Source organism: Bradyrhizobium sp. CCGB12 (assembly GCF_024199845.1).
Classification (GTDB): domain Bacteria; phylum Pseudomonadota; class Alphaproteobacteria; order Rhizobiales; family Xanthobacteraceae; genus Bradyrhizobium.
The window spans coordinates 8,738,246-8,764,511 of sequence record NZ_JANADO010000001.1 but is presented as its reverse complement, the minus strand read 5'-3'; the positions used below and the strand labels follow the sequence as shown (position 1 = coordinate 8,764,511).

The window sequence follows — 26,266 nt, the reverse complement described above, 5'->3', positions numbered from 1 at the left end:
TAACGGGGGCTGTCCATGCGATATCAGCGGCTTGCCTTTCCATTGACCGCGCTGACGATGCTTACGCTCTGCCTGGCGGGTGCGGCGTTTGCCGACGATTTGCAGATCGTCGGCAATCCGGACATCCTCGGATTTTCGGCGCGGCGGCTGGCGCGCATGACTTCCTGGTTCGAGGCGCAGAGCCAAAAGGGCGATCCCTCAGGCTTTGTCGTTGGAATCGTAAAGGACGGCAAGCTCGCATATCTGCAGCCCACCGGCTTTGAGGACCACGACAAGAAAATTCCGATGCGGCCGGATTCGATCTTTCGCATCGGATCGATGTCCAAGCAGATCACCAGCGTCGCCACCATGATGCTGGTCGATGAAGGCAAGCTCGAGCTTGACGCTCCCGTGGCGCGATATTTGCCGGAGCTCAAGGATATGCAGGTCGTCAAGACCGATCCGGCGACCGGAGACGCGATCCTCCTTGAGCTTGAACCGGCCAAGCGGGCGATGACCATCCGGGACCTTCTGCGCAATACCTCCGGTCTGGTCTATGCGTCCCCCGACTATGCCGATCCCGGATTTGGCAATGCCGCGATTCACGTACTCTACGGCGCCAAGGCGCCGTTCCGCCGCGACAAGCCTATCGCGTCCTTTGTCGCGAGCCTCGGCACACTTCCGCTGCTGCATCAGCCGGGCGAAGTCTGGGAATATTCTGTCGGCTACGATGTTCTCGGCCGCGTCATCGAAGTCGTATCGGGCCAGAATTTCGATCAGTTTCTGCAAAGCCGCCTGTTCGCGCCGCTCCATATGGTCGACAGCGGCTTCTCGGTGCCCCCGGATAAACTCGACCGTCTCGTCGCTGTGCCGGGTGCAGAGCCCCGACTTCTTTTTTGGGATGGGGACGTCGGCAAACCGCAAACGTTCTTTTCGGGCGGCGGAGGGATCGTCTCGACGGTCCCCGATTTCCTGCGTTTCTGCCAGATGCTGCTCAATGGCGGCGAACTCGATGGCGTGCGCATTTTGAAGCCGGAAACGGTCCGGCTCATGATGACAAATTCGATGCCGCCCGATATCCACTTCGCGGGACACGAAGTCGGTGCGGCCTATGGGACGGGTTGGGGTCTGGGCTTCGCCATTCGCACCAATCCGAACTTCAGCTTAATCCCGGGCGCGGTCGGAAGCTTCAACTGGCAGGGAAGCTGGGGCACATTCTTCTCGGTAGACCCGGTACAGAAGCTGATCCTGATCATGATGATGCAGCGCCGCCAGTCCAGTGAGAACGGCTTCTATTTCAACGCCATTCGTCGCCTACCCTATGCGGCGTTGAAGGTGCCTGAAGCGCCAGCGCCGGTCGCAGCCGAGCAACGAAATGCCGGCGCCCTCACCGAATACGTTGGACGTTATGTTTTCGGTGGGTCTGCAAGCTCGCTGGACAGACAGACCTCGGTCGCTGACGGGAATAGTTGGACCGGGCTTGAATCCGTTGTCGCAGAGACCGATGGTCTCAGGGTGATCAAATTGACCGACGCCGGCCCTGCCGCGAAAGCAGGCGTCATGGCGGGGGACCTCATCACAGCGATCGACGACAAGTCGATCAAGGGCCTGACGTTGGAAGCGACCTTTCGTCGGATTTCCGGTCCGGTCAATGCCGCGATCAAGCTCAAGATCATCCGCGCGACACAGAACGATCTGATCGTGATCGCCTTTACCCGGGAGGCGGTCCCCTCGCACAGTGTCGCGCTTCAAGTCCGTGTCGCGGACGGCAAGCTCGTCGTCGAGGCAACAGGCGGTTGGTCAATCCTCGATTTCGACAAGGGCCAGACGACGCCGGTGGCAGCCCTCTCGAACGATGAATTCTACGTCAAGAATGGCGATCATACGCGGATTGCCTTCACTCGCGACGCCGCCGGCAAGGTCAACGGCGCGGTTCTCAACCTCGGACCATGGGAGCAACGCGGCGCGCTCATCCAATAGGAACCACGGACAGCTAATGAGATGGGGCCCGAATAGTAAGATGTCGACAATCACCCAATGTGAGACGGTCTCGACTTCCGCTTCGGGTCATGAGCTGACTTCAATCGCCTCCGGGCGGTATGTCCGCTCCTCAGCCAAAAGCTGAGAGCTGGACCACTTATGAGTACATGCCCTAGTTTCGGGTCCGGTTGCTGTCGGTCTGCTGGTGGCCTGAAACAATTGTCGCCAAGGCCCTTTCTGATTTTTCGAGAATTTTCTGTCTTGCTTCGGCGATCTGGTCGATAGGCGGCGTCATCTCACGCAACTGCATCTCGACGCTAAGATCGTTGAGTGCTTTCTGATCGAACACGGAGGAGTCGTCAGCCCAGCGGTTCATTTGTTCAGCCCAGAGCCTTCGAACATCGTTGTCGGATAACTGTTCGTACCGGCGGCCGCGGACAAGATAGGATTGTCGATTGTCCGACTGGCGCTTCTTAAGCAGGAGCTCGACAGCCTCTCTCGCCTGATCGCCCATGGCCTCTCGCTCTTCCCGAAGGATGGCGCTCACGTCGATTCGGGGTGCTTGCGGAGAATAAGCACTGGAACGCCTTGAAGGGAAGTTGGATCAGCGCAACCCAAGCCTCTTGAAGCCCGACGGAGTTGTCGCAGAGTGTGAGTACGGCTACGCCCCGGGTAGTCCATCGCGGCCCGCCGGCTTCCGCCGGGTGGACCCGATCAATCATAAAATACCAGGATAAGACGTGGTTTTGCCAAGACTTGAATTGCAGGACTGATGACGTTGTTATCCGTGAGCCCTGCAGTTGCGCTAAACGACACGCAGAAAGACGCCATCACCGTCCTGACAATGGCGTCGTTAGTCAGCTTCAATGACTCTTGTCCCCGATACACGGTCATGAAGGATGCGACAGACGCTGAGGCAAACGCAGCTCGGCTTGGGGAACTTTTCGACGATCCAGAGAAGTTAGCATTTGGCCGCAAGATCGAGACAGAACTACTCCGTCAATACGGTGAGGACTTGTCGCGTTTCTGTTTGGCCGCATGGGAGCGACTTGGACCCAACGGGACCTACAGACGTCAATTGCTCAAGGCAAAATGAGTAGCCTCACCCCGCGGGAGCCGCCGCACCGGCCGCGCGGGTTGTACCAAAAGCAGCACCTGCGACCGGTCACGAAGGGCTCGGTGCGCGCGAATAGGAACCGGCTCGGTTGGTCAGCGTTCAGTTTCCGCCCGCCGCGTATGCGGTGAAGCATTGATCCGGCCTCAGCATATCCCCCCGGTGCCGCTGAGGCCGTTTCCTTGTCGGAATGATCGTCGATCGTGTGAGTGCGTAAGTGGCGAAGCGTATCGACGCGGACTTACAGGCCATGCTATCTTACCGCAAAACAGTAGTTCTACGGGATTAACATGGTCGGCGGTCTGGGCTTCAATGCGGATAGATTGCAGCAATTTTCTCGCCGAATTTTTGGCGGTCATTTCAAAACCGGAACATTTCAGCATCCCTTTGAGAGGTGTCCATGCCTCGACGTCCATATTCGAACGGGCAACGTAACAACGCGGAACGCTGGACCATCGATTACGGCAACCTGGTCGTGGAATGTCGTGACGAGGCCGATGCCAAGTCGCTCTGCAAAAAGCTGAGCGAGCGCCGGAATCGTTTGGTGGCTCGATCAGTCGGGGGGCTGTTTCCAAGTCGTCGCCTTGAAGGCAGCGATTTGGAACTTTGGCTCATAAGCCCAGCATTGGAAAAACAGCCGCTGCGGAATGAGGTACAGCCGGGCTGAGAGTAGGCTAGGGCCAGGCTCGTGGCCGAAGTTCTTTCCCGAAGTCGACTACCGGATATCACTTCCGAAAGTCTGCTTCTGCGCGCGAGCTCGTTCAAGGGCCTGACCCGCAAATAGGAACAGAGGTCGCCGCATGACGTTTCTGTGTCATGCACATGGGTAGCGTCATTGAGGACTCGTTCAACATCGCTTGGGGCTTCCTTGTGAGGTCGGGCGAGCTACGAGAGGCCGAGGCGTCCACAAATTTTCTCGTTCGGTTCATCGAGGGCCAGATTCGCTCCGGCGAGCGCCGACCCATGATGATTGGTAATCGCGCTATTGCCGCCTATCGCGCGAAAGCTTTCCCGACCGCAACGGTTCGGGAGGGACGTGTCGTCTGGATTGCCTGATACGGCCACTCCCGCGCGCACGAGTAAGCGGGTATTGCCGGAGGCGTTCATTCCGCAAGGGATTAGGGCTGTACCTTCAGGACTGCGTGCTATGGATCTCGCAGGCAGATCGCGCTGTGGGTGCCTTTCATGTAGTTCACATGCCATCCATCTCTGACCATGTGTTTGCGCTCATCGAGATGCCAGCCTGGCTTGCTCAAGTGATTAACTCCGCGGCGAACGCCGTGGTTACAAGCGCATTGGGCGCCCCGGGCGGTGTGGCGCGAACAAGCATCCAGTGCGAGGTATTGAGCGTGGCTCGGAGCAAGACCTCCAAGAACGAGCGCGACAGGCAGATACTTCGAAACGACCTTCATGGCGACCCCAATCTCCTGAACCACTCGCAATGGGATAACCATACGGAAATGCGAGCCGCCAAGGAAGGCCAGTGGGCTTCTGTCCGCTCCAATAGCGGGGGCCGCTATCCAGTCAGAAGCGGACAAACCGCGGCATCTTGCAAAGGTCAGCTCAGGGCCACAACCGGACTTGAGCATCCTACTGTCTCGGTTGAACTTTGAGCTGCGGCCTCGCTCTCGGCCGCCGCGATGATGGCAAACCTAAGCCGAGTTGACCTTTGAGATGCTCTATCGGCAGATCCTCACCGGCAACCCACAGCTTGAAGTCGACGTCCATCATGTCTTCCTCAAGTGCGGCGGCATCGCCGCCAATGCCAATTAGCAGCCGTCGCTTGGGCGGCTCGGTGATGATGGTATGCAGCGTTTGGGCGTTGCCATAGTTATGGAAAGCCGGCGAGGCAGAGAAGTTCAGCGCCTTGAAGGTCTGTTCAGCGGTGAGTTCTCGTGCAGCCCAGTTTTCAAGCGGCGGCAGCCTGCCAATCGAGTGCGCGGGGCGGCGGTTCAGGCGCCTTAGTTGCGGCGACTGGAAATGATTGGTGCAGGCGAGCCAGTCGCCACGGCGAACGACTACCGCCCCAGCTCCTGCTTCCACCACGGCAGCCACACCACCAGCGTCGAGCAGGGAATAGTTGTACTTCATGGCGTGAGGCAGTCGACGCAGGAGATCGATTGCCTCCGCGGTGGTCGCGCAACTGTCGAGCACCCGCCTGACCAGCAACGTGCTGGTGAGACCGGGGAATCGCGGGAGCACCTTTACCAAATGCAAGCCGATGGTAAGCCCGTGTTCGTTCATGCCGTCCAGGCGCCCAGTTAACTGGTGACTGCCGCCGATACTGGCGTAGCTGCCGCGGACTTGCACGAGAGCAAACCGCGCCTCATACCCCCGTGGCCGGAAATCATAGTTGCGGCCATACACGCCACCGCTCATGATCGCCGAGCAACCGCCGGTCGGCATGCGCAAGCCATCGTTACCGAAACAAAGGACCGCTTGCTCCATCGGGATATTGAGCCGTTCCGCGATCCCGCCGATCTCCTCCCAGAGGTCGGGAGCATAACTTCTGAACGCACGCTCCTCGTTGCGAATCTTGAACCAAGACGGCAGCTGCACCTTCTTGCGGAGAAATGCCTTACCCTTGCGCGTCACCGCAAGGGCACCAGCCTGCGCGCGGCCGACCTCATAGGGCGTGCCGCGGCATTGCACAAAGCTGACGCGGAGCGTCTTGGCAGCGGACGGCATCTTCGTGCCTCATGGGATCGGACGCGCAGGCTATGCCTCTATCGATAGCCTTAAGCGGCCGCAAGCCGCTTGTTGAACGCAGCACACCTGCCCACAGCCGCGCGGCCGCCTTGGGTCACAAGCGGCGGTGGAGGCCACTGCTCCCTAGCGTCTGGTTTACCGCCCATAGCCGACATCTCGATAGCTTGGGCGCTGTTCGGCTTGGGGCCATAACCGGATCTTTGCTCGTTCACTCAATTATCTTATCGGCACCTGCGACGAGCGCGTGAGGTACGGAAAGCCCCAACTGCTTTGCTGTCTTGAGGTTAATGGACAACTCGAATCTGGTTACCTGGTAGATCGGGACGTCGCCGGGCTTAGCCCCTCGGAGAATTGCGTCGATGTTACTGGCGGCGCGCTTATGCAACTCGATCAGATCGAAGAAATAGGCCATTAAGCCCCCGGCCTCGACGGATTCGGTAAATGTGAAAATCGCCGGAAGTTTCGCGTCGCCGAGCAGCTTAGCGATCAAAGTGCTGTCTTGAAGAACCTGAGGCGAGTCAAGGACCATGACCGCATTTGCACCGCTGCGGGAGATGCTCTCGATCGCCGTCCGATAGTCTGCTTCGCTGGTACTAAATTCCAATAGAGACACCGAGAGAGGGAGGCCCGCCGCTTCGGCAGCTGCGCGGAAAGCGTCTGAGCCTGACCCATTCCATACTAATCGAAGCGCGAGACAGCCAAGTTTCGACATTGACGGAACCATCTCACGTAACAATGCAATTCGCTTTCCATGAATGGATAGACCGGCGTCGATGCTGGCTCCTGTGAAATTGCCGCCGGGGTGAGCCAGACTTTCGGCGAGACCTTGCTTAACGGGGTCGCCAGTTATCACTACGATCGGAATACGCGATGTTAGCTTTTTGAAAATGGCTCCGCCAGGGCCGACGACGTGGATGACATCCGGGTTGCTCCGAACGATTTCCGTCGCCAGAACTTCAGGGCCTGCCGCATTTTGCTCTCGGCCGTAACTTTCGACCTCGAGGTTCTGTCCTTCGATCCACCCTAACCGCCGAAGTTCCGCAAAAAAGGCTCGGTACTTCTTGCTTTCACTATGCTCTTGCAAGTCCGCGTTTGGCTCTGCTGGGCTGAAGATGGCAAGACGCTTGCGATTGGTGCTCTGCTGTGCCGCCCCAGCGAGCGGCCACGCGACCGCCACACCGCCAAGCAGACTGATGAAATGGCGCCGTCTCATGCAGCCCTCCAAGGAGGCTCAGGACCACGCTAAATCCAGGTCGAAATATATCACATCACGGCATGGGAGTCCGGGGTGGTAGCGGCGCAGGATGTCAGCGCGGCGATCCGCTATCTGCATTGCGACCATGACCGCTAAGGGTCAGAAGCGGCGGTGGACGCCAGCGGCCCGGCGTCTGGTCTACCTACCTCCCATAGCCGATCTTGATGGCTTGAGCGTTGTTCGGCTTGGGGCCATAACCGGTATGATGCATCGACCGTCACTCGAACGTCTGGCGCCGCGCTGTTGTCTATTGTTCCGCTATAAGAGCCATCGAGAGCGTATTCTCATAATCCCCCTCGATAAGAACGGCTTTTCGATGTAGCCCTTCCGTCTCGAAGCCAACGCTCTTGTAAAGGGCAATCGCGTTGAAGTTGACCTCTCGCACTGTCAACTCGATACGCTTAAAGCCAAAAGCAAAAGCAGCATGGAGTGCGCGCTCGATGAGCTTACGACCAATTCCATGCCCACGGTACTCCGGCAGCAAGCCCATGCCCAACGTTGCGCAATGAGCGGAGACGGTCCTCCGCAAGTTGGGAAGCACATCGCACCAACCGACTATCTGATCATCGACGATAACAACAAACTGAGGCCATCGTTCTTTGATGTTGTTCAGAACGAAGGACCGCATTTGCTCGAAAGGCGGAGCTTCCATGAACGAAAGAAATCCTCGCTCCCGAGCGACCGCATCTAACGTCGCGCGGAAACCTGAAATATGCTCCTCGGCGATTGGCTTGATTTCATAAATCATGGATGCTGACAGCACGGCTATTTGCAAAGACAGGTTGCCACAAAATAACGGCAGGTTGCCACAAATTGAAGAACAATCATCGGAGTTGCCCTCTGGGGTCAGGCGCGGCCCTTAGAAGCCTGATCGAGCCTTCCAGCCTTCGCTGACAAGCTGACCTTTTCGGAGGAGCATCGAACTTCCCCGTCGGTCCCCAAAGGGCGACATGATGCGTGTTCAGCTTAGGGGCAAACTGAGCCCCTAGTCGCGACATCGCGGCGTCCGCTCCACACCGACAAGCCGACCTGATCAGGGGACTAACGAACGTCGCATTTGGGCCGATTTTGTTGAAAAAGTCGACGCTTGCGCCGATTGATCTTCGCTGATTCAGTCGTCGCGAGAGGACTGAATCATGATGGGACATCAGCTGGGTGAGCAGGCTGCGTTGTTCTACGAGTTTTCGCTCGAGCGGCACATTCCGAGCGATCATCTGTTGCGATCAATCGACAGGTTCGTGGACCTCGATGGGCTGAGGCGAGAGCTGTCACCCTTCTACAGCACGATCGGGCGTCCCTCGATCGCCCCCGAGCTGATGATCCGGATGCTGCTGGTCGGCTACTGCTTCGGTATCCGATCGGAGCGTCGCTTGTGCGAAGAGGTCCACCTCAACCTGGCATACCGCTGGTTCTGCCGCCTTGGGCTCGATCGTGACGTGCCCGATCACTCGACCTTCTCGAAGAACCGACATGGCCGCTTCCGCGACAGTGATCTGTTGCGACAGCTGTTCGAGGCCGTATTGCGCCGCTGCATCGACGAGGGGCTGGTTGGCGGAGAAAGCTTTGCAGTCGATGCCAGCCTGATCAAGGCCGACGCGAACCGGCAGAACGGCGTCGAGGGCGAGAAGGGGTTGCCCCCACAAGCTGCAAGCCGTGCCATCGACGAGTATCTAGCCGTCTTGGACGATGCGGCTTTTGGGGCCGCGACCGAGATCGTCCCCAAGTTCATCTCACCGGCTGATCCAGCCGCACGCTGGACCGGCGCCCATGGCGGGCAGGCTTTCTTTGCCTACTCTACCAACTATCTGATCGATGTGGAGAACGCGATCATTGTCGACGTGGAGCCGACCACGGCGATACGGCAGGCGGAAGTTCTCGCTGCCAAGCGCATGATCGAGCGAACCGCGAAGAACTTCGCTCTCCACCCGTCCAGACTCCTCGGTGATAGTGCCTATGGTTCAGCCGACATGCTGGGCTGGCTGGTCGATGAACACGGCATCGAGCCGCATGTGACCGTGTTCGACAAATCGGCACGCAAGGACGGCACCTTCGCACGGGAGGACTTCAATTATGATCCAGCCGGCGACGTTTATATCTGTCCTGGCGGCAAGACACTGACCACAACAGGGACACGTGTGAATGATGGCGAGACGTTGCTTTATCGAGCGAGCAAGGCTGACTGTGACGCTTGTGCTTTGAGGCCACGCTGCTGCCCGAACACGCCTGCTCGAAGGGTGCCTCGTTCGATTCATGAGGGGGCCCGCGACATGGCGCGGGCGATTGCCAACACCTGGGAGGGGCGAACATCAAGACGACTGCGCAAGAAGGTCGAAATGTTGTTCGCTCACCTCAAACGCATTCTCAGGCTGGACCGACTGCGACTACGTGGACCGAATGGTGCCCGTGACGAGTTCCTCCTCGCAGCAGCCGCGCAGAACCTTCGGAAGCTAGCTAAGCTGGTCCCAATGCCGCAGCCAAAAGCGGCCTGAGAGATGGTCGGTTCGCGCTGCAATTTGCGACCGCCTCTGCCGCGAGACGGACTTCTTCAACGGAATCGGTCAGAAGCGGCCCTCGGCGGGCATCGCCCCGAAGGTCAGCTCCGGGCCAATTCCAGACCAGACTGGGCTTACCGTTCCAGGCCGCTTTCTGGCGCATCGAATACCATGGGTATTCTCACCGCTAGGCTACCCGTCTGAAACATTGGTCTTCGTCGAGTGGCCAAAGATCACCTTGCGGGACCGTTCGCTCAAACCTTGAACGTCGTCGATCATGCCCTTGAAGGCGTGACGGGCCGAATAGTTCGAAAGGCCGGGACGGTGGATCTTCAGCTTCTTCAGGCCATAGGTGCACGCCTTGGTCAGGACGTGGCTCCACATGATCTGCTCGGTCTTGGGGCGGACGTAAACCTTCCAATCCGGAAACAGCCATTGCTCGTAGGCCTCGTCCTTGATGACCGCGAGTTGCTCGTCCGAGAGCTTGCCGGCACCGCCGGCTTCCTTGATCTTGGCCTGGCAGTACGCGTCCACGATCGCGTCGCGATGTTCGACGATCCCCAGCTTAAGCAGCAGCCGGTGGATCGCAATCCACCGATACGCAGAGCTCGTTTTGCCCCGCGTTCCACCGGGCTGTGGATCGAAGCGCTGCTTCTCCGTCTCGTCCGGCGCAAAGGGGGCGTAGCGGAAATGCGGCTCGCCGCGGAACTCCAGGATATCGCGGCAACGCAACTGCGCGATTTCGCTCGGGCGCATGCCGCCAAGGAGCTCGATCAGATTGGCCCAGAAGAAGTAACCCTGGACGTATTGGGGTCCTTCGTTCCAGCAATGGGCAATGCTCTTGCAGCCGGTGAAGGGAGGTGCGCCGAAGAAGGTGAGGACCTCCTCTTCGTTATAAGCGTCCCGCTCTGCCGCGGGGCGGTTGAGCTTGGTGCCGAACTCGAACGACGGGACCGGTCCGTAGGCGAACGAGTGCTCGATCGCGAACTTCCAGAATGCGGTCAATCCTGGCGCATACTTGCCGTCTAAGGTCGTCTGGCTGACGCGCTTGAGCTGGACCGCTTTCTCATCGCGCTGGCGCACCCATCCGCTTTGCTTTGCCGTCGACCAGCGGAAGTAGAGGGAGCGCTCGTCCTGCCCAAAGCCCTTTGGGAGCGGGATCTCGGCAACCTCCCGCTTGATGGTGAGGAGGTGATCGCCGTTGATCTCCAGCATGACGGGATCATCGAGCAGGCTGATCACGAAATTGACGATCGGCGCGACCTCGCTCTCCACGCGACCGTCGATGCCCTGGCTCCTCTGCGTGGCCACGAACCTGGTCAACACCTCGGACATCTTCAGTCGGACATACTTGGTGGATTGCACCGTGGCGTGATGGACGGGCGCGAGCGGCGCCTCCGTTCCGAAGTGGCGGGTTGCCATCTCCGGCGGCGGCAACACCATGGCCTGGCTGGCGAGCGCATACTCCAAGCGCTTCTGCTCCAACTGCCCCTCGACAGACTTGGACTTTTCGAGCGCCTTGGATGCACGGCTGTTCTCGCGCACCAGCGTGACGAAGTGTTCGTCCCATCCGGGCACCACGTCATTCGGTTTGAGAGACAAGCCGCGCACGGTCCATTGGGCAACGAAGGCCATATCCTGAAACGCCCGGCGTTCCACGATATCAGCTTCATCACGCACGGGCTCGACCGCCAGGGCCTGCAAACGCGGCCACAACGCTTGCAGCACCTCCCTCGGATCCTCGGCCGCCTTGACGCTCATCATCCAGCTCGCAATTCGGGCTGCCCGCCGGACGGCGACCTTCTGGTCCGACGTCCGTAGGCTAATCCGAAACGCTGACTTGGATCCCGCCGCCAGGCAAGCCGGCAGGCGCGCTCTAAACAGGTATCTGCCGTCCCGGCGGGAAAGGTAAGCGTGGCGAGCCATCTTCAAGACCGTGTCCAGTGTGAGGGACACAGGTCGCGCCGCCGCGATAAAATACGGCTTAATACATTGAAAAAACTGAAGAATTTCGGGAGTTGGTAGCTACCCTAATTGTGGTAGCGGGAGACCGCTACCGTCTTTCCCCACACGACGCAAATCTGCGATATTTCCTCCGATCGTCCGCCTGAACTCAGAAACCTGTCGCACGGTAGGCTCAAACCGGGGACCTGCAACCATCTCAAATTACTCTTCGAGGCGGCGGCTTAAGGCCAACGTCGCAGATGGCGCTCCTTAGGGAATCGAAGCCTGTTTCAGCCTTGAGAGGGCCAACAATGTAGCCGTCTCCGTTCGCAAACGTTAATAACTTCAATAGCTTGAATGTCGAAAATACGGTATTGTTCGCCGACATTCATCACCGGATACCCACGCGTTAGCTCAGCTGGATAAAGCGTCGCCCTATCCGAAGGCGATGGCCACACGTTCGAATGGTGTCGGGTGTGCAGCGCCCTTATCGGCAAGTTCGGATGTTGCTAAAGCGGGGCCACAGAGAAGGCATAGTTGAAACGACACACCGCGGTCACGCATCGCTCGCAGGCAGCAAGCCGGCGAGCGCCTGCGCCTCCGATTTGAGGGACTTCAGTGCGAGCTTTTGCGCCTGCGTGTCGAAGCGACTTCGGATCGCCGACACGGATAATGCGCCGCGCAATTTGCCTTGACCATCGAGAACGGGAACCGCTGCGGCTGCAACCTCCGGATCGCGCTCGCCGAGCGAAACGTAATATCCCTGCGCCAGCACCTTCTTCCGGCTCGCTGCAACGTCTTGGTCATAAGCGGCGAGCACATGCCCTGCCGCGCCGCGATCGAGCGGCAGCCGCTGCCCCTCGTCGAGATGATGCCTGACGGCGCGCGGCGAGTTCATGCGGTACAGACAGATGCGCTGGTTGCCGTCACGAATATAGAACGACGCCGTCTCACCGGTGGCCTCGACCAGCCGGTGCAAGGTCGGCCGCACGAGATCGCCAAGATCCAGGCTCTGGCGATACAGCGCCCCGAGGCGCCAGAGCTCCGGGCCCGGGCGGTACAGCCGGTCATTCCCGCGCGTCAGGAAGCCGCACTCCTCGAGCGACGCGGCGAGGCGGAGCACGGTGCTCTTGTAGAGATCGGTCGCCGTCGCAAGCTCGGTTAGCGTCAGTTCGCGACGATCGGGCCCGAACGCTTTGAGAATTGCGAGCGCACGCGTTACGGCATCGACACCAATTTTGGTCATCTTGATCCTGTTCTATTCTATAGAACCAATAGTAGCCGATTGCCGGATTGACAAGAAAAACTGTAGCCGAACGTTCTTCTGTACAGAACCGCTTGACTCGGCACCGTCAAAGGTGATTTGAGAGTTTCGCATAATAGAATAAGTTCTATGGAGCGAAACAATGGAAGGGCATGCGGCAGCCGTTGATTTGCGTGACGTGATGATCCGCTTCGGCGATTTCACCGCCGTCAAAAGCATGAACCTGACGGTCGGCGAGACCGAGTTCGTCGCTGTGGTCGGCCCAACCGGCTGCGGCAAGTCCACCATCCTCAACAGCGTTACCGGGCTATTGAAGCCCGCCGCCGGCGACGTCCGCATCTTCGGCAAGCCACTCGCCGGACTGAACGATCAATCCGGCTACATGCTGCAGCAGGAGGGACTGCTGCCTTGGAAAACAGCGCAGGACAACGTCGGCCTTGGCTTGGTGTTTCAAGGCAAGTCGGTCGAACAGGCGCGCGAGCGAGCGCGGCCATGGCTCGCCAAGGTCGGCCTCAAGGGATTCGAGGAACGCTATCCGCACCAGCTTTCGGGTGGCCAGCGCAAGCGCGTGGCGATGGCCCAGACGCTGATCATGGAGCCGCGCATCGTGCTGATGGACGAGCCCTTCTCGGCGCTCGACGTACATACCAGGCGGCTGATGCACCGCATCCTGCTCGATCTCTGGCAGGCCGACCGCCGCTCACTGATCTTCATCACGCACGATCTCGACGAGGCGATCACGCTCGCCGACCGCGTCGCCGTGATGTCGGCAGGGCCTGCGAGCCGCATGGTCGGCGACGTCAGGATCACCCTGCCCCGGCCGCGCGACGTCTCGGCACTACAGACCACCGACGAATTCGTCGCCCTCTACCGCGAGATCTGGTCGCTGCTCGGCGCCGAAGTGGAGAAGAGCTATGCAACGCAGAAGTAAGGTCGTTCTCACCCAGGTCGCGATCGTGCTCTCGCTCCTGCTCGCGTGGGAGCTCGGCGCACGGGCCGGCCTGATCGATTCCTTTTTCTTCCCGGCACCATCGGCCCTGACCGCGCGGATCAAGGAGTGGATGTCGACGGCCGACTTCTGGACTGACGTCGGGATCACGCTGCTGGAGACCGTGCTGTCCTTCGTGGCCGGCGTCGGGATCGGCACGGCGCTCGGCATCTGGCTTGGCCTCAGCCCATTCGCCGCCGAGGTGGTGCAACCTTTCATCAAGATGTTCAATGCGATCCCGCGCATCCTGCTTGGACCGATCTTTGTGATCTGGTTCGGCCTCGGGCTGACGTCGAAGGTCGCGCTCGGCGTCACGCTGGTTCTGTTCGTGGCCTTCTTCAACACCTTCCAGGGCGTGCGCGAGGTCAACCCGGTGGTGCTCGCCAACGCCAGGCTGTTGCGGGCGTCGAAATCCTCACTCCTGCGCCACGTCTATTTGCCTTCGGCCACGACCTGGATCCTGTCCAGTCTGCGGGTCTCGGTCGGCATGGCGGTGATGGGCGCGGTGGTGGCCGAATATCTCGGCTCGTCAGCCGGCCTCGGGCATCTGATCGCGCAGGCCGAAGGCGTGCTCGACGCCACCGGCGTGTTCGCGGGCATCGTCGTGCTCTCGGTCTTCGTCATCGCGCTCGACGCCATAGTGGATCGCGTTGAAAGGCGCCTGCTGGTCTGGCGGCCGGCTCCCGCTCACGAAACCTGATTTGCAAAACAGCTTCACTGGAGGAACCACAATGCGTGCACTCACCCGAATGTTGCTTAGTGTCGCAGTCGCCGGTCTCGCGATCGCATCTGCCACGGCGGCGGAGCCCGAAAAGACTGCGCTGAAGATCGCGGTCGGGTCCCAGATCCTCAACTACATGCCGCTCGAGCTCGGCGTGAAGCTCGGCAACTTCAAACAAGAAAAGCTCGACGTCACCGTCGAGAACTTCCAGGCGGGCGGCTCGAAGGCGCTCCAGGCACTGATCGGCGACTCGGTCGACGGCACCGTCGGGTTCTACGACCACACCATCCAGATGCAGGCCCAGGGCAAGGCGATCTCCTGCGTGTTCCTGCTCAACGACACTCCGGGCGTGCTGATCGGCGTGCGTAGCGACCTCGCCCACAAGGTCAAGTCCGGCGCCGACCTGAAGGGGCTGAAGCTCGGCATCACGGCGCCGGGCTCATCGACCGATACCATGGCGCGCTACTACATCAAGAAGGCCGGTCTTGGCCCGCGCGACGTCAACATCATCGCGGTCGGCAGCGGCGCGCCGGGTATGGTCGCGTTGGAGGCCAAGAACATCGACGCGCTCGTTTATTTCGACCCGGTCGCCACGATGCTTGCGCGCAAGAAAGCGGCGGTGCCGCTGTTCGACGCACGGACCCATGACGGCTCGAAGCTGGCGTTCGGCGGCGTCTATCCGACCGCCTGCCTCTATTTGCAGCAATCCTTCATCGAAAAGAATCCGGAGACGGTGCAGCGGCTCGTCAACGGATTGCTGAGGACTCACCGCTGGATCAACTCGGTGCCGACCGAGCAGTTGGTCGAGGCGATCCCCGCCGGCTACAAAACCGACAACGCCGAGATCAACATCGAGATCCTCAAGGCATCAAAGGACCTATTCTCGCAGACCGGACTGATGGACCCGGAGTCCGCCAAGGTGCCGCTCGCGGTGCTCAGCGATTACGACCCGAAAATTGCCGCGGCGAAGATCGACCTCTCCAAAACCTTCACCAACAGGTTCGTCGAGCAGGCGGCACAGCAATTGAAGTGAAGACGCCCTGCGCTTGTCTCAGCTTCCGGAGTTGATCAAATGTCCCTGCCGTTGTCCGGCATTCGTATCCTCGACCTGTCGAACGTGCTGGCCGGCCCGTTTTGCGGCTATCATCTCGCCCGCCTCGGCGCCGAAGTGATCAAGGTCGAGAATCCCAAGGGCGGCGACTTGGCGCGCCGGCTCGGCGCCGACCCGAAAATGTCCAAGCGGCTGCAGGGGCTGTCCTTCGTCGCGGTCAATGCCGGCAAGCAGTCGGTTGCGATCGACTTTAAATCGACGGATGGCAAGAAGATTTTCCTGCGCCTGGCCGCCACCGCCGATGTCGTCTTGGAGAATTTCCGGCCCAGGGTGATGGAGCGGCTCGGGCTTGGCTACGAGACGCTGGTGAAGCACAATCCGCGCCTCATCTATTGCGCGATTTCCGGCTTCGGGCAAACCGGGCCATGGGCGGGACGCCCCGCCTACGACCAGATCGTGCAGGGCCTGTCCGGTGCGATGAGCGTGACGGGCGATGCGCGCTCTGCGCCGTTGCGCACCGGCTTTCCGATCTCCGACACCATCGCGGGTCTCACCGCGGCCTTCGCGATCGCCTCGGCGTTGGTCGAGCAGCGCCAGACTGGCCGCGGTCGGTTCATCGATGTCTCCCTGCTGGAAGCTACCATCGCGGCGATGGGATGGGTCGTCTCGAACTATCTCAACGCCGGCATCGACCCGCAGCCGATGGGAAACGAGAACTTCACCGCGGCGCCGTCCGGCACGTTCTCGACCGCAACAGGGCCGCTCAATATCGCCGCCAACGAGCAGAAGCAATATGAGACGCTTTGCGACCTGATCGGGCAGCCGGACCTCAAATCCGATCCGCGCTTCGCCGACCGTCAGGCCAGGAAGGTGAACCGCGGCGCGCTCGGCGACGAACTCAATCGCGCGCTCGCGGCAAAGTCCGCCGAGCAATGGGAAGCGCAGTTCAATGCGGCTGGCGTGCCAGCCGGATGCGTGCTCAAGGTCGCCGACGTGCTCAACGAAGCGCACATCGTTGGTCGGCATTTTATCGAAACGCTGCCGGCAAAGCGCAGCGACGGCGAGGCGTTGCGCGTGACGCGACCGGGCTTTCGGCTGGACGATGAGTTTCCGTCACCGCCTGCACCCGCCGCGCTAGGCGCCGATACTGCGCACTGGATGACAAGGCTCGGCTATTCGCAAGAGGACACCGACCGGCTCGTGGCGAACGGGGCGATCGGCCTGCCGGCGGTCGCGCCGGCAAACCCGTGAAGAGGATCGATCGATGACGGATGCAACGACGCTGGAACAGGCGGCCGCACAATGGTGGCGGACCTCGATCTGCGACATCGCTCCGGGGCGCATCGCCTATCGCGGTTATCCGATCGAGGAACTGATCGGCCGCATCTCGTTCCCGGCGATGATCTGGCTGATGCTGCGTGGCGAATTGCCGACGCCGCAGCAGGAGAAGCTGCTGCAGGCGGCGCTCGTCGCATCCGTCGACCACGGTCCGCACGCACCGTCAATTGCGATCGCGCAGATGGCGGTGAGCTGCGGCCTGCCGCTGAACGGCGCGATGGCATCAGCGATCAACACGCTTGACGACGTGCATGGCGGCGCCGGCGAGCAGGCGATCGAGCTCTATGAGGACGTGCTCCGCCGCTGCCAGGGTCAGGAGATTGACGCGGCCGCGGCAGCCGCCATCGACCACTTCACCGCGACGCGCGGCAAATATCTGCCCGGATTCGGTCATCGCTTCCATCCGGTCGATCCGCGCGCGGCGCCGCTTCTGGCGCTAGTGGATGCGGCCGTCGCAGACGACAGCGTTGGCGGCCGCTTTGCCAAGGCGGCGCGCGCGATCGAACGCGTGATGCAGCAACGCAAGGGCAGGCTCATTCCGATGAACATCGACGGCGCCACCGCGGTCATCTATGGCGAGCTAGGTTTCGCAGCGCCCCTAGCCCGCGGCATCTTCTGCCTGTCGCGCGCCGTCGGTATCCTGTCCCATGCCTGGGAGCAGACCGGCCGCAAAGACCGCAACAAGGGGCCGATGCCCAAGCTGTTCGGCTACAAGTATGAGGGCCAGCAGCGCCGCCATCTGGACATCGCGCCGTGATGTATCTGGAGCAGCCACCGAAGCTCGTCCCGACACGGCTGTTCTCGGCCATGCCGGAGGACTTCCGTCGCCATGGCGTGCGCTCCGCCTGGGCGGATGCCAACAAGGGCGGCGCACCAGTCGACTGCTTCATCGAGGGGCCGGCGTTTGATCGCGACAGCAATCTCTACATCGTCGATATCCCATTCGGGCGGATCTTCCGGATTTCGTCCGACGGGAGCTGGTCCCTCGTCGTCGAATATGAGGGCTGGCCCAACGGCCTAAAGATGGCACGCGACGGCCGCATCCTAGTCGCCGATTACATGAACGGGTTGATGGAGGTCGACCCGCAAGCGGGCGCGATTCGGCCGCTATTGCAGCATCGCAATTCGGAATCGTTCAAGGGATGCAACGATCTCCATATCGCATCGAACGGAGACATCTACTTCACCGACCAGGGACAGACCGGGCTGCATGATCCCACCGGCCGTGTCTATCGCCTGCGCCCGAACGGCCGACTGGATTGCCTGATCGCAAACGGGCCAAGCCCCAGCGGTCTCGTGCTCGATCGCGAAGAGTCGGTCCTCTTCGTGGCGATGACACGCGACAATAGTGTCTGGCGCGTCCCACTGACGAAGGACGGCGGGGTCGCGAAAGTGGGACGCTTCTGTTCGTTCTTCGGAACGAGCGGCCCTGACGGATTGGCAATGGGCTCCGATGGTCGCCTGTTCGTGGCCCATGCCTCGCTGGGTCACGTATTTCTAATGCAGGCCAACGGCGAATGCGTTGCCCGCGTGAAATCCTGCACGGGTCCTACCTGTACCAACGTTGCATGGAATGCCGCCAGCGATACATTGGTGATAACCGATTCATCGACGGGTTCGGTTCTGATCGCCGATCTAGCGGACGCTTGATTTCGTGGAAGGGAGCTTCAGTTTCGTTGTCGTTGCGAGCCTTTTTGGCGCAGGCTCGGTTCTCCGTCTCTTACGGCTGGCGTGCCGGCTTCGGAGCGCTCCCAGATCTGGCCATATACGCCAACGTGCTGCCCACGAGTGCGCGTACGCCAATACGCATCGCCCCTTCATCAATGGTGAACTCCGGCGCATGGTTGGGCGCTCCGGCGCGATCTGCAAAGGGTGAGGCGTTCAATATCCAGAACACCACTGGAATATTCCTTCCAAAGGACCCGAAATCTTCAGAGCCCATCGTGGGACGGATCTCCTTGATCTTGCCGGGACCGGTTGCGACTTCGAGTGCCTGGATCACAGCTTCGGTCGCGGCAGGATCGCTCACGAGAACCTCGTAACCGGAGCTGCTGTCGATGGTCGTCTCGGCAGTTACACTGTAACTCTCGGCAATCCCTTTGGCCTTGGTCCGCACACTCTCTTGCGCGATCTTCCGATTATCTTTCGAAAGCGACCGGATCGTGCCGGCAATCTCCGCGGTCTCCGGCAGGATGTTGAAGCGAGTCCCGGCCTGCAGCTGGCCCACGGTCACTACGATTGGGCCGTCGAGCGGGTTGGTCTGATTGCTGGCGATGTTCTGCAAGGCCAGCGTGATCTCGGCAGCGGCCAGTGTCGGATCCTTGGAGAGCCATGGCATTGCGCCATGCCCACCTTTGCCTTTGAGGGAAATCCTGAAGATGTCGATGCTCGCCATGAGGCTACCCCGCCGATAGCCGATCGTGCCCGAGGGCGAGGCGGCGCCGATGTGCTGTCCCATGACGACATCGACCTTAGGATTGTCGAGCACGCCGGCCTCGACCATGGCGGATGCCCCGCTGAGCAAAGGCCCGGGTCCCAGTTCTTCAGCCGGCTGGAAAAGAAAGACGACCGCGCCCGCTAGTTCTGCCCGCAGCGTGGACAAGGCCTGAGCCGCACCCAGCAACATCGCGACGTGTGTATCATGTCCGCAAACATGGGCGATCGATGTCGGCTTGCCGAGGTATTCGCCTTTGGCGGTGGACTTGAACGGTAGATCGTTGTGTTCTTCGACCGGCAGCGCATCCATATCGGCGCGCAGGGCGACCACCGGACCCGGCTTGCCGCCTCGCAGCACGGCCTTGATGCCCGTCTTCGCGATCCCCGTCTGTATATCGATACCCGGCATCTTCGCGAGAGCCGCCGCGATGTAAGCGGCTGTCTGCACCTCCTGGTACGAAAGCTCGGCGTGCTCATGAATATAGCGTCGCCACTGGACCACCTGGGCCTCGGAGGCATCGGCAAGGGCGAGCGCCCGCCGTGTCAGCGCGGAAGTGACCGAGGACGCCTCCTGGCTCGCAGCACTGCGCGCGAGCAGGCAGGCCGTAGCGAGTGCGAAAAGTCGATACCGAAGTTTCATGGATGCTCAATCGGTTCAGAAGTGCAAATCTCCGGTCCGTACCCTAGGGGGAGGCCAATATAAGAAAAGACAAACCTCGGCCGACCTGTATAAATTTCCTTTATCGCCTGGTTTGCGCCTTGCAGGAGCCGCGCCGTGAAAGAGATGAGCCTTCGCCAGCTGCGGGCGTTCAAGACCGTGGCCGAAGCTGGCGGCATCCGCGAAGCGGCACGCCGCCTACAGCTGACACAACCGGCCGTAACCCATGCGGTGCGCGAGCTCGAACGCGGACTAGGTGCAACGCTGTTCATCCGCAGCAGCGCGGGCGTGCAACTGACGGAAATAGGTGCTGCACTGCTCCAACGCGCTCACCTTGTTCTCTCCGAAGTTCAGCGGACGCATGACGAGATCACGCAACTACGTGACGGCACGGGAGGCCAATTATGCGTTGCGGTCAGCTCTGCAGCAGCGACTTATGCGTTGGCGCCGGCGGTGAGTGCCTTCCGGAAATTGCGGCCGGGCGTTGCGATCGAGCTTCACGAGTTGACATGGGCTGCGACGGATGAACGCTGGAGGAACGGCTTCTTCGACTTTGCCGTGGTCAGCGAAGTCGGAGATGCCGCCGACGAATGGGAACGCGAACTTTTGTTTCAGATGCCGCTGGCTATTGTCGTACGCGCCAAGCATCCGCTTGTTCGAACGCGCTCGATCCACCGCCTCGCCGACAGCATGTGGGCCGTTCCCACCTACGGCCCCGAAGTGCTGAGACGTATCTTTGAAGCCAACCAAGCAGCACCGCCGCGGGACATTATGGTCTGCCAGACCCTGGCCGTGCTGTTGCCGCTGGTGCGACAGATCGATGCCGTCGGAATCGTATCGGGTTGGCTGTTCCGTAACCGCGCCGCGGCGCAAGGGCTGATTCCGCTCGGATATGCCCATCTGTTGCCAAAGGCTCGCGTATCGATCGTAATGCGCGACTCCTCATCGCTGACGCCCGCAGCACGCTTGTTCAGGGAGTGCCTGAAGGAATCCGCTGGGTCCATCGGGACCTGACCTGCCCGCGACAAGGCCCGATCTATCCCTGTCAGCGTTGGGCCTCGACGTCACGTAGGCTGTCGCGGGTCTGCGGCAATTTCCAGGCCCAGCACCTTGCTCGCGACGAGCGTGAGCAGCACCTGGGCCGTGCCGCCGCCCATGAAGCGCTCGGCTTTCAGCGCCTCGACGACGTCCCAGGGATATTCACGCGACTGATCGATCTCGGCGCCGCGTTTGCGCAAGAGCCCTTTCAAGAAGGCGGCGGCTCTTTCCTTCAGGCCAATTGCCGGATGAGAGCTCCATGGCATCTTTCGTTCTCTCAGCCACGGCCCATGGAATAGAACTCGGCATTCGGGCGCATGCTGGTCACGTTGGCGAGCCGGTTCGACAGGCCGAAGAAGGCTGATATCGCCGCGATGTCCCAGATGTCTTCTTCGGTGAACCCATGGGCCTTCAGCGCCGCGAAGTCGCTTTCAGACACCTTTTGCGCCTCGATGGAGACGCGAACGGCGAAGTCCAGCATCGCCTTCTGACGATCGGTGATGTCGGCCTTGCGGTAATTGACCGCGACCTGATCCGCGATCAGCGGGTCCTTGGCACGGATGCGCAGGATCGCGCCATGCGCGACTACGCAGTACTGGCACTGATTGAGGTTACTGGTCGCAACCACAATCATCTCGCGCTCGGCCTTGGTCAGGTTGCCGGGCTTGTCCATCAGCGCATCGTGATAGGCAAAGAACGCGCGAAACTCGTCCGGCCGGTGGGCGAGCACGAGAAAGACATTCGGAATGAAGCCGGACTTTTCCTGCACCGCCAGGATGCGGCTGCGGATATCTTCCGGCATGTCGGCGAGATCGGGGACAGGGAAGCGGCTGACGGCGAGTGCTTCGATCATGAGTTGGGCTCCCGGGTTATTATTCGTTAGAGATTGGCACGATCATACGGCTTCGCCGCCACAGCCTTCAACGACGTGCGGAACGCGCGCCTCACGGCAGTTGGCGGACGATCGGATGAAGCAGGGGAGCCTCCTTCAGCCAGACTTTCGCGCCGTCTTGGCTTGCAGTGGATGAGAATTTTCGAGATCTGATCTCAATAACCAAGGGCGATGCCGTCCCGACGAGGATCAGCCCCGCCTCTCAGAAGTCCACGTTTTCGGTCGATCCATATCGCCTGCACGGTTCCCAGTGGATTTGGCGCCGGCTTAGGGAGATGCCCCAAGGCAAGAAGTCCCTCGATAACTGCAACCGGAACGGTCCCTTCGATCTCCAGCACATCGCCGCGAGCGAATATCCTCGGTTGGTCGATCGCTTCCTGCACTGACATTTTGTGATCGAGCAGGTTCGACAGGATTTGGATCTGTCCAATCGGCTGGAAATGCCCCCCTGTCACGCCGAACGACAGCACGCATTCGCCGCCCCGCGTCAACATGGCAGGCAGGATGGTGTGCATCGGTCGCTTGCCGCCAGCGAGCACGTTGGGATGACCCGGCTCAAGGACAAAGCCGAAGCCGCGGTTATGCAGCAGGACTCCGCATTCCGGAGCCACGATGCCGCTGCCGAAATCGTCGAAGATGGAGTTGATGAACGAAACCGCGGTGCGATCTTTATCAACGACTGACAGGAACACCGTGTCTTTGTGTTCCGGCATTGTGATCGGCGTGATGTCGGTCAGCCGCTTGCTCAAGGATATCCGGTGAGAGAGGATGTCGGCACGGGCGGACGAAGTCATGCGTTCAACCGGCACATGCCCGGTATCGGGATCGCCAATGAAGACATCGCGCTCCGCATAACCAATGCGGGCGATCTCGGCCAGGAGATGATAACGCTCCGCCGATACCGGAGCAAAGTCGGCGACATTATAGCGGTCGAGCAGACTTGCCATGGCTAGAGCGGCAACGCCTGAGCCATTCGGTGGACATTCCCAAAGTTCAAAACCACGATAGGACGCTGATATCGGCGTCTCGTACCGCGGCCGGAACGCGGCGAAATCCTCGACGGTGTGAAAACCACCGAGCGAGCGAAGCACCTTTACGATGCTCTCCGCAATCCATCCCTCGTAAAACACGTCGGCCCCCTGAGCGGCGACATCCCGAAGGGTGCGAGCCAGCATCGGTTGGGTATGCAAATCGCCGGGAGCCGGCGCTTCGCCGCGGGGGAGAAAGACCGAATTCGTAGCAGTCAGGCGAGAGAGCTTCGGTATCTGCCTCGCCCAGTCCCTCGCCAGCCGCTCTGTGACGGAATAACCATTTTCAGCGGCGGCGATCGCAGGTGCAAAAAGTCGCGCGAGATCAAGCGTTCCGTGATCAGCGACCAGCCGGGCCCACGTTCGCACGGCACCTGGAACAGTAACTGTGTGCGCACTCTCGGGGGCGAGAGTCGTAACGCCAGCTTCTGTAAGCCGTTCGACACTCGTGGCTGACGGCGCCGCTCCGGACCCGTTGAGGGCGATGATCGGCTGCGCTTCTCGCTTCAGCAGAACGAAACAGTCCCCACCCACGCCGGTCTGGGTTGGCTCAACGACGGCAAGCATCGCTCCGGCCGCCACGGCTGCATCTATGGCGTTGCCGCCTTCACGCAGCACGTCGATTGCCGCCAGCGTGGCGAGCGGATGCGTGGTCGCGGCCATTCCGTTGACGCCGAATGCTTCGGAACGTCCGGGCGATTCGAACTCTCTCATGTCCGCCAGGCTGTCAAGATGTGTCGGGACACCAATTGGCTCACATCCAAAAGAGCCGGGGCACGAGCCCCGGCAAGTTTGGGAGGTAAGGAGTCAAACGCAGTTTCCCAAGAAACTGCAGTCAGAGCCTACCCCTAGCGCGTTTGACGGTCAGAAACGCGTCTAAGTGCCCTCGCATTTTGCAAGAATGTTGCAGAATGGGTCCGCAAGTCACAAAGCCGCCTTGGAAGAAGATCTCCGCATGTGCGCGAGTGCGTCGGCATTCGGCGCCGCGTTCGCGGCTTCAGGCGATCGACGACCGACAGATTTCCTCTGCCTGTCGGTCATCGTCGATCGCTATGCGCGATTCAGTTGCTGCTTGTCCTCGAAAACCGCCATAGCAGCGTCTACGCCGCCCCCTCGATGAGGAACGCCGGCGGCCGTGAGGCCCATCTCGACTCCGGAGAGCCCTCCGAGCAGGCTGAGTTCGTTGCACTCGCCGAGATGACCGATGCGGAAGACCTTGCCGGCGACCTTGCCCAAGCCAGAACCGAGCGAGACGTTGTACTTCTCAAGTGTGATCTTGCGGAAGCGATCGGCGTCATGGCCCGGAGGCATCAAGACCCCAGTCAGAACGGGCGACTGTTCAGCCGGATTTTGACAGAGCACCTCGAGTCCCCACGCTTCAACCGCGGCTCGACACGCTTTCGCGAGACGCTTGTGTCGGGTGAAGACGTTGTCGAGCCCCTCCTCCTTCAGCATCTCGATCGCTTCTTTCAGCCCGTAGAGCAAGTTGGTGGCGGGAGTGTACGGAAAGAAGCCGGTGCTGTTGTTTTTCAACATCTCCTGCCAGTCCCAGTAGGACCGGGGCATCTTGTTGTTCTTCGACGCAATCAACGCCTTTTCGGAGATCGCGTTGAAGCCCAATCCAGGAGGAAGCATCAATCCCTTCTGAGATCCGGAGACAGTCACGTCGACCCTCCATTCGTCGTGACGGTAGTCGACCGATGCGAGCGAGGAGATGGTGTCGACCATGAACAATGCCGGATGCTGCGCAGCATCGATCGACTTGCGGATCTCGGCGATCCGGCTGGTCGCTCCCGTGGAGGTCTCGTTATGGACGACCATCACCGCTTTGATGCTGTGCGATTTGTCCTCCAGCAATTTCGCTTCGATTGCTGCTGGATCGGCTCCATGGCGCCAGTCGCCGGGAACGAAGTCGACGCCAACGCCGAAGCGCGTAGCGATCTGCTTCCAAAGCGTTGCGAAATGTCCCGTCTCGACCATCAGAACCTTGTCGCCGGGAGACAAGGTGTTGACGATGGCAGCTTCCCAGGCGCCCGTACCAGATGAGGGGAAAACAATGACGGGCTGTTTCGTCTTGAACACGACCTTGCAGCCCTCGAGCACCTGAAGCCCCAAATCGGCGAATTCAGTGCTCCGATGATCGATGATGGGCATCGCGATCGCGCGCAGGATACGGTCCGGTATCGGACTAGGTCCGGGAATCTGCAGAAAATGGCGACCCTGCATGCTTGATCTCCTCCAAACGGGGCAAAACGCTAACCGGCGGCGCGTTGCCGGCCTTTTTGCATTCATTTTTTATGAAGTCAATCTTATTTTGGTATGCATAACTTGGGAGCGCGATCTCGACAGCTCCACCCGATGGGCCTACGGATAGGAAATGACCGACACAACGCTGGAGCCGCGCGAAGATCACGCAAGCCTAGTCGCCCAAGGGGACGACAAGAGCCCCGGCTCGTTGCACGATGAACTACTTGGCAAGCTTCGAGATTTCATCGTCGAAGGCAATCTCGCCGACGGAGCGCGCGTTCCCGAACGAGCTCTGTGCGAGCAGTTCAATATTTCACGGACTCCCCTGCGCGAGGCCCTGAAGGTATTGGCTGCTGAAGGCCTGATCGAACTGCTTCCTAATCGCGGCGCGCGCATCCGCGCCTTGAGCCCTGACGACATCAGAGACCTCTTCGATCTCATGGGAGGCCTCGAGGCGCTGGCAGGCCGACTGGCCTGTGAGCGCATATCGGATGAAGAAATCAGCGAAATCGAGCAAATTCACCACGACATGTACCGCCATTACCTTCGGCGGGACATGCACGAGTACTTCCGGAGCAATCAGGCGATCCACCAAAAGATCCTGGCGGCGGCTCGAAATCCCAGCCTGACGGCGACCTACGCCAACCTGTCCGGCCGGATCCGCCGGGTGCGCTATACGGCCAATCTGGCCAGAGGTCGCGATCGCTGGGGTGAGGCCATGCGGGAACATGAGACCATCCTGGACGCGCTCCGCCGCCGGTCCGGAGGCGAACTAGCCAACATTCTTTTCGCCCACCTCAGAAACAAGCGGAAGGCGGCCCAAGGCCAAGTATAGAGCGACCCGCCCCCTCGTCGGGCGCTCGGCTCACCGACATTATGTCGGCATATTTCTCAAACCTCACTTCAATATTGCATGCAAAATTCTTTCGCTCTAGTGTCCTGCCGATGCGCCAATTGATCTTCGGCTGGCGCTGTATCGAACCCAACGATGGACGGACAGGGTACCGGGACGGGACGGAGGCCAGATAGGCCATTCCCACCGGTGATCAGCCATTCCTTCGTCTCTGGGCGCTCCATGATGAAGGCACGACATGAACCAGACCGCACCTGCAGGCCCCGACCGGCACGATGT

General features: G+C 60.4%; 22 protein-coding genes and 1 pseudogene. 11 read left to right on the top strand and 12 right to left on the bottom strand.

Annotation, left to right across the window (positions count from 1 at the left end; all coding sequences use genetic code 11):
• The first annotated feature begins 15 nt into the window (after positions 1 to 15).
• Positions 16 to 1,959 (top strand): serine hydrolase, encoded by a 1,944-nt coding sequence (locus NLM27_RS40280; RefSeq protein WP_254148535.1) that lies wholly within the window; start codon positions 16 to 18, stop codon positions 1,957 to 1,959.
• A 172-nt stretch (positions 1,960 to 2,131) separates the two neighbouring features.
• Here NLM27_RS40280 and NLM27_RS40275 read toward each other — a convergent pair whose 3' ends face one another.
• Positions 2,132 to 2,473 (bottom strand): hypothetical protein, encoded by a 342-nt coding sequence (locus NLM27_RS40275; RefSeq protein WP_254148534.1) that lies wholly within the window; start codon positions 2,471 to 2,473, stop codon positions 2,132 to 2,134.
• 1,000 nt (positions 2,474 to 3,473) lie between these two features.
• Here NLM27_RS40275 and NLM27_RS40270 point away from each other — a divergent pair.
• Entirely contained in the window at positions 3,474 to 3,740 is a 267-nt protein-coding gene (locus NLM27_RS40270; RefSeq protein ID WP_254148533.1) for a hypothetical protein, read from the top strand.
• 923 nt (positions 3,741 to 4,663) lie between these two features.
• Here the strand turns inward: NLM27_RS40270 and NLM27_RS40265 are convergent.
• The 3 genes from NLM27_RS40265 to NLM27_RS40255 all read right to left on the bottom strand — a co-directional run bounded on the left by NLM27_RS40265 (position 4,664) and on the right by NLM27_RS40255 (position 7,800).
• Positions 4,664 to 5,761, bottom strand: coding sequence for a C45 family peptidase (locus tag NLM27_RS40265; protein ID WP_254142950.1), 1,098 nt, complete (start codon positions 5,759 to 5,761; stop codon positions 4,664 to 4,666).
• 229 nt (positions 5,762 to 5,990) lie between these two features.
• Positions 5,991 to 6,995: an ABC transporter substrate-binding protein gene (locus tag NLM27_RS40260; protein WP_254148532.1), complete on the bottom strand. Its 1,005-nt coding sequence runs from the start codon at positions 6,993 to 6,995 to the stop codon at positions 5,991 to 5,993.
• Positions 6,996 to 7,284: 289 nt separating this feature from the next.
• Positions 7,285 to 7,800: a GNAT family N-acetyltransferase gene (locus NLM27_RS40255; RefSeq protein WP_309144782.1), complete on the bottom strand. Its 516-nt coding sequence runs from the start codon at positions 7,798 to 7,800 to the stop codon at positions 7,285 to 7,287.
• A 373-nt stretch (positions 7,801 to 8,173) separates the two neighbouring features.
• On the opposite strand from NLM27_RS40255, the gene NLM27_RS40250 reads away from it, so the two are divergent.
• Positions 8,174 to 9,526 carry a transposase gene (locus NLM27_RS40250; RefSeq protein WP_254144035.1) on the top strand — a complete coding sequence of 451 codons (1,353 nt, stop codon included), beginning with the start codon at positions 8,174 to 8,176 and terminating at the stop codon, positions 9,524 to 9,526.
• Between the two features lie 195 nt (positions 9,527 to 9,721).
• On the opposite strand, the gene NLM27_RS40245 is transcribed toward NLM27_RS40250, so the two are convergent.
• The 3 genes and pseudogenes from NLM27_RS40245 to NLM27_RS40240 form a co-directional block, all read right to left on the bottom strand.
• Positions 9,722 to 11,290, bottom strand: coding sequence for a hypothetical protein (locus tag NLM27_RS40245; protein ID WP_254148531.1), 1,569 nt, complete (start codon positions 11,288 to 11,290; stop codon positions 9,722 to 9,724).
• A 21-nt stretch (positions 11,291 to 11,311) separates the two neighbouring features.
• Positions 11,312 to 11,455, bottom strand: a pseudogene (locus tag NLM27_RS44220) (DUF6538 domain-containing protein); the annotation flags it as partial.
• Positions 11,456 to 12,029: 574 nt separating this feature from the next.
• Complete coding sequence (locus NLM27_RS40240; RefSeq protein ID WP_254148530.1) at positions 12,030 to 12,719, bottom strand: IclR family transcriptional regulator; 690 nt, start codon at positions 12,717 to 12,719, stop codon at positions 12,030 to 12,032.
• Between the two features lie 160 nt (positions 12,720 to 12,879).
• Between NLM27_RS40240 and NLM27_RS40235 the strand changes: the two genes are divergently transcribed.
• The 6 genes from NLM27_RS40235 to NLM27_RS40210 are packed head-to-tail and all read left to right on the top strand — an operon-like array spanning position 12,880 to position 18,485.
• Positions 12,880 to 13,668, top strand: coding sequence for an ABC transporter ATP-binding protein (locus NLM27_RS40235; RefSeq protein WP_254148529.1), 789 nt, complete (start codon positions 12,880 to 12,882; stop codon positions 13,666 to 13,668).
• Complete coding sequence (locus NLM27_RS40230) at positions 13,652 to 14,425, top strand: ABC transporter permease (RefSeq protein ID WP_254148528.1); 774 nt, start codon at positions 13,652 to 13,654, stop codon at positions 14,423 to 14,425. The genes NLM27_RS40235 and NLM27_RS40230 overlap by 17 nt, the downstream gene beginning before the upstream one ends.
• A gap of 31 nt (positions 14,426 to 14,456) precedes the next feature.
• Entirely contained in the window at positions 14,457 to 15,479 is a 1,023-nt protein-coding gene (locus NLM27_RS40225; protein WP_254148527.1) for an ABC transporter substrate-binding protein, read from the top strand.
• Between the two features lie 39 nt (positions 15,480 to 15,518).
• Positions 15,519 to 16,748: a CaiB/BaiF CoA-transferase family protein gene (locus NLM27_RS40220; RefSeq protein WP_254148526.1), complete on the top strand. Its 1,230-nt coding sequence runs from the start codon at positions 15,519 to 15,521 to the stop codon at positions 16,746 to 16,748.
• Between the two features lie 13 nt (positions 16,749 to 16,761).
• Positions 16,762 to 17,592 (top strand): citryl-CoA lyase, encoded by an 831-nt coding sequence (locus tag NLM27_RS40215; RefSeq protein WP_254148525.1) that lies wholly within the window; start codon positions 16,762 to 16,764, stop codon positions 17,590 to 17,592.
• A complete protein-coding gene (locus NLM27_RS40210) occupies positions 17,592 to 18,485 on the top strand; it encodes an SMP-30/gluconolactonase/LRE family protein (protein ID WP_254149048.1) in 894 nt (297 codons plus the stop codon). Before NLM27_RS40215 ends, NLM27_RS40210 begins: the two co-directional genes overlap by 1 nt.
• Before the next feature lie 70 nt (positions 18,486 to 18,555).
• Here the strand turns inward: NLM27_RS40210 and NLM27_RS40205 are convergent, their stop codons facing one another.
• On the bottom strand, positions 18,556 to 19,911 hold the full coding sequence (locus NLM27_RS40205) for a M20 family metallopeptidase (RefSeq protein ID WP_254148524.1): 1,356 nt from the start codon (positions 19,909 to 19,911) through the stop codon (positions 18,556 to 18,558).
• A 144-nt stretch (positions 19,912 to 20,055) separates the two neighbouring features.
• Between NLM27_RS40205 and NLM27_RS40200 the strand changes: the two genes are divergently transcribed.
• A complete protein-coding gene (locus NLM27_RS40200; RefSeq protein WP_254149047.1) occupies positions 20,056 to 20,943 on the top strand; it encodes a LysR substrate-binding domain-containing protein in 888 nt (295 codons plus the stop codon).
• A gap of 50 nt (positions 20,944 to 20,993) precedes the next feature.
• Here the strand turns inward: NLM27_RS40200 and NLM27_RS40195 are convergent, their stop codons facing one another.
• The 4 genes from NLM27_RS40195 to NLM27_RS40180 form a co-directional block, all read right to left on the bottom strand.
• Positions 20,994 to 21,233: a hypothetical protein gene (locus tag NLM27_RS40195; RefSeq protein ID WP_254148523.1), complete on the bottom strand. Its 240-nt coding sequence runs from the start codon at positions 21,231 to 21,233 to the stop codon at positions 20,994 to 20,996.
• 11 nt (positions 21,234 to 21,244) lie between these two features.
• Positions 21,245 to 21,820, bottom strand: coding sequence for a peroxidase-related enzyme (locus NLM27_RS40190; RefSeq protein WP_254148522.1), 576 nt, complete (start codon positions 21,818 to 21,820; stop codon positions 21,245 to 21,247).
• A 194-nt stretch (positions 21,821 to 22,014) separates the two neighbouring features.
• Positions 22,015 to 23,601, bottom strand: coding sequence for a gamma-glutamyltransferase (gene ggt, locus NLM27_RS40185; protein WP_254148521.1), 1,587 nt, complete (start codon positions 23,599 to 23,601; stop codon positions 22,015 to 22,017).
• A gap of 336 nt (positions 23,602 to 23,937) precedes the next feature.
• Positions 23,938 to 25,113 carry an alanine--glyoxylate aminotransferase family protein gene (locus NLM27_RS40180; RefSeq protein ID WP_254148520.1) on the bottom strand — a complete coding sequence of 392 codons (1,176 nt, stop codon included), beginning with the start codon at positions 25,111 to 25,113 and terminating at the stop codon, positions 23,938 to 23,940.
• A gap of 151 nt (positions 25,114 to 25,264) precedes the next feature.
• Here NLM27_RS40180 and NLM27_RS40175 point away from each other — a divergent pair, with 151 nt between their 5' ends.
• On the top strand, positions 25,265 to 25,969 hold the full coding sequence (locus tag NLM27_RS40175; RefSeq protein ID WP_254148519.1) for a GntR family transcriptional regulator: 705 nt from the start codon (positions 25,265 to 25,267) through the stop codon (positions 25,967 to 25,969).
• Positions 25,970 to 26,266: the final 297 nt, after the last annotated feature.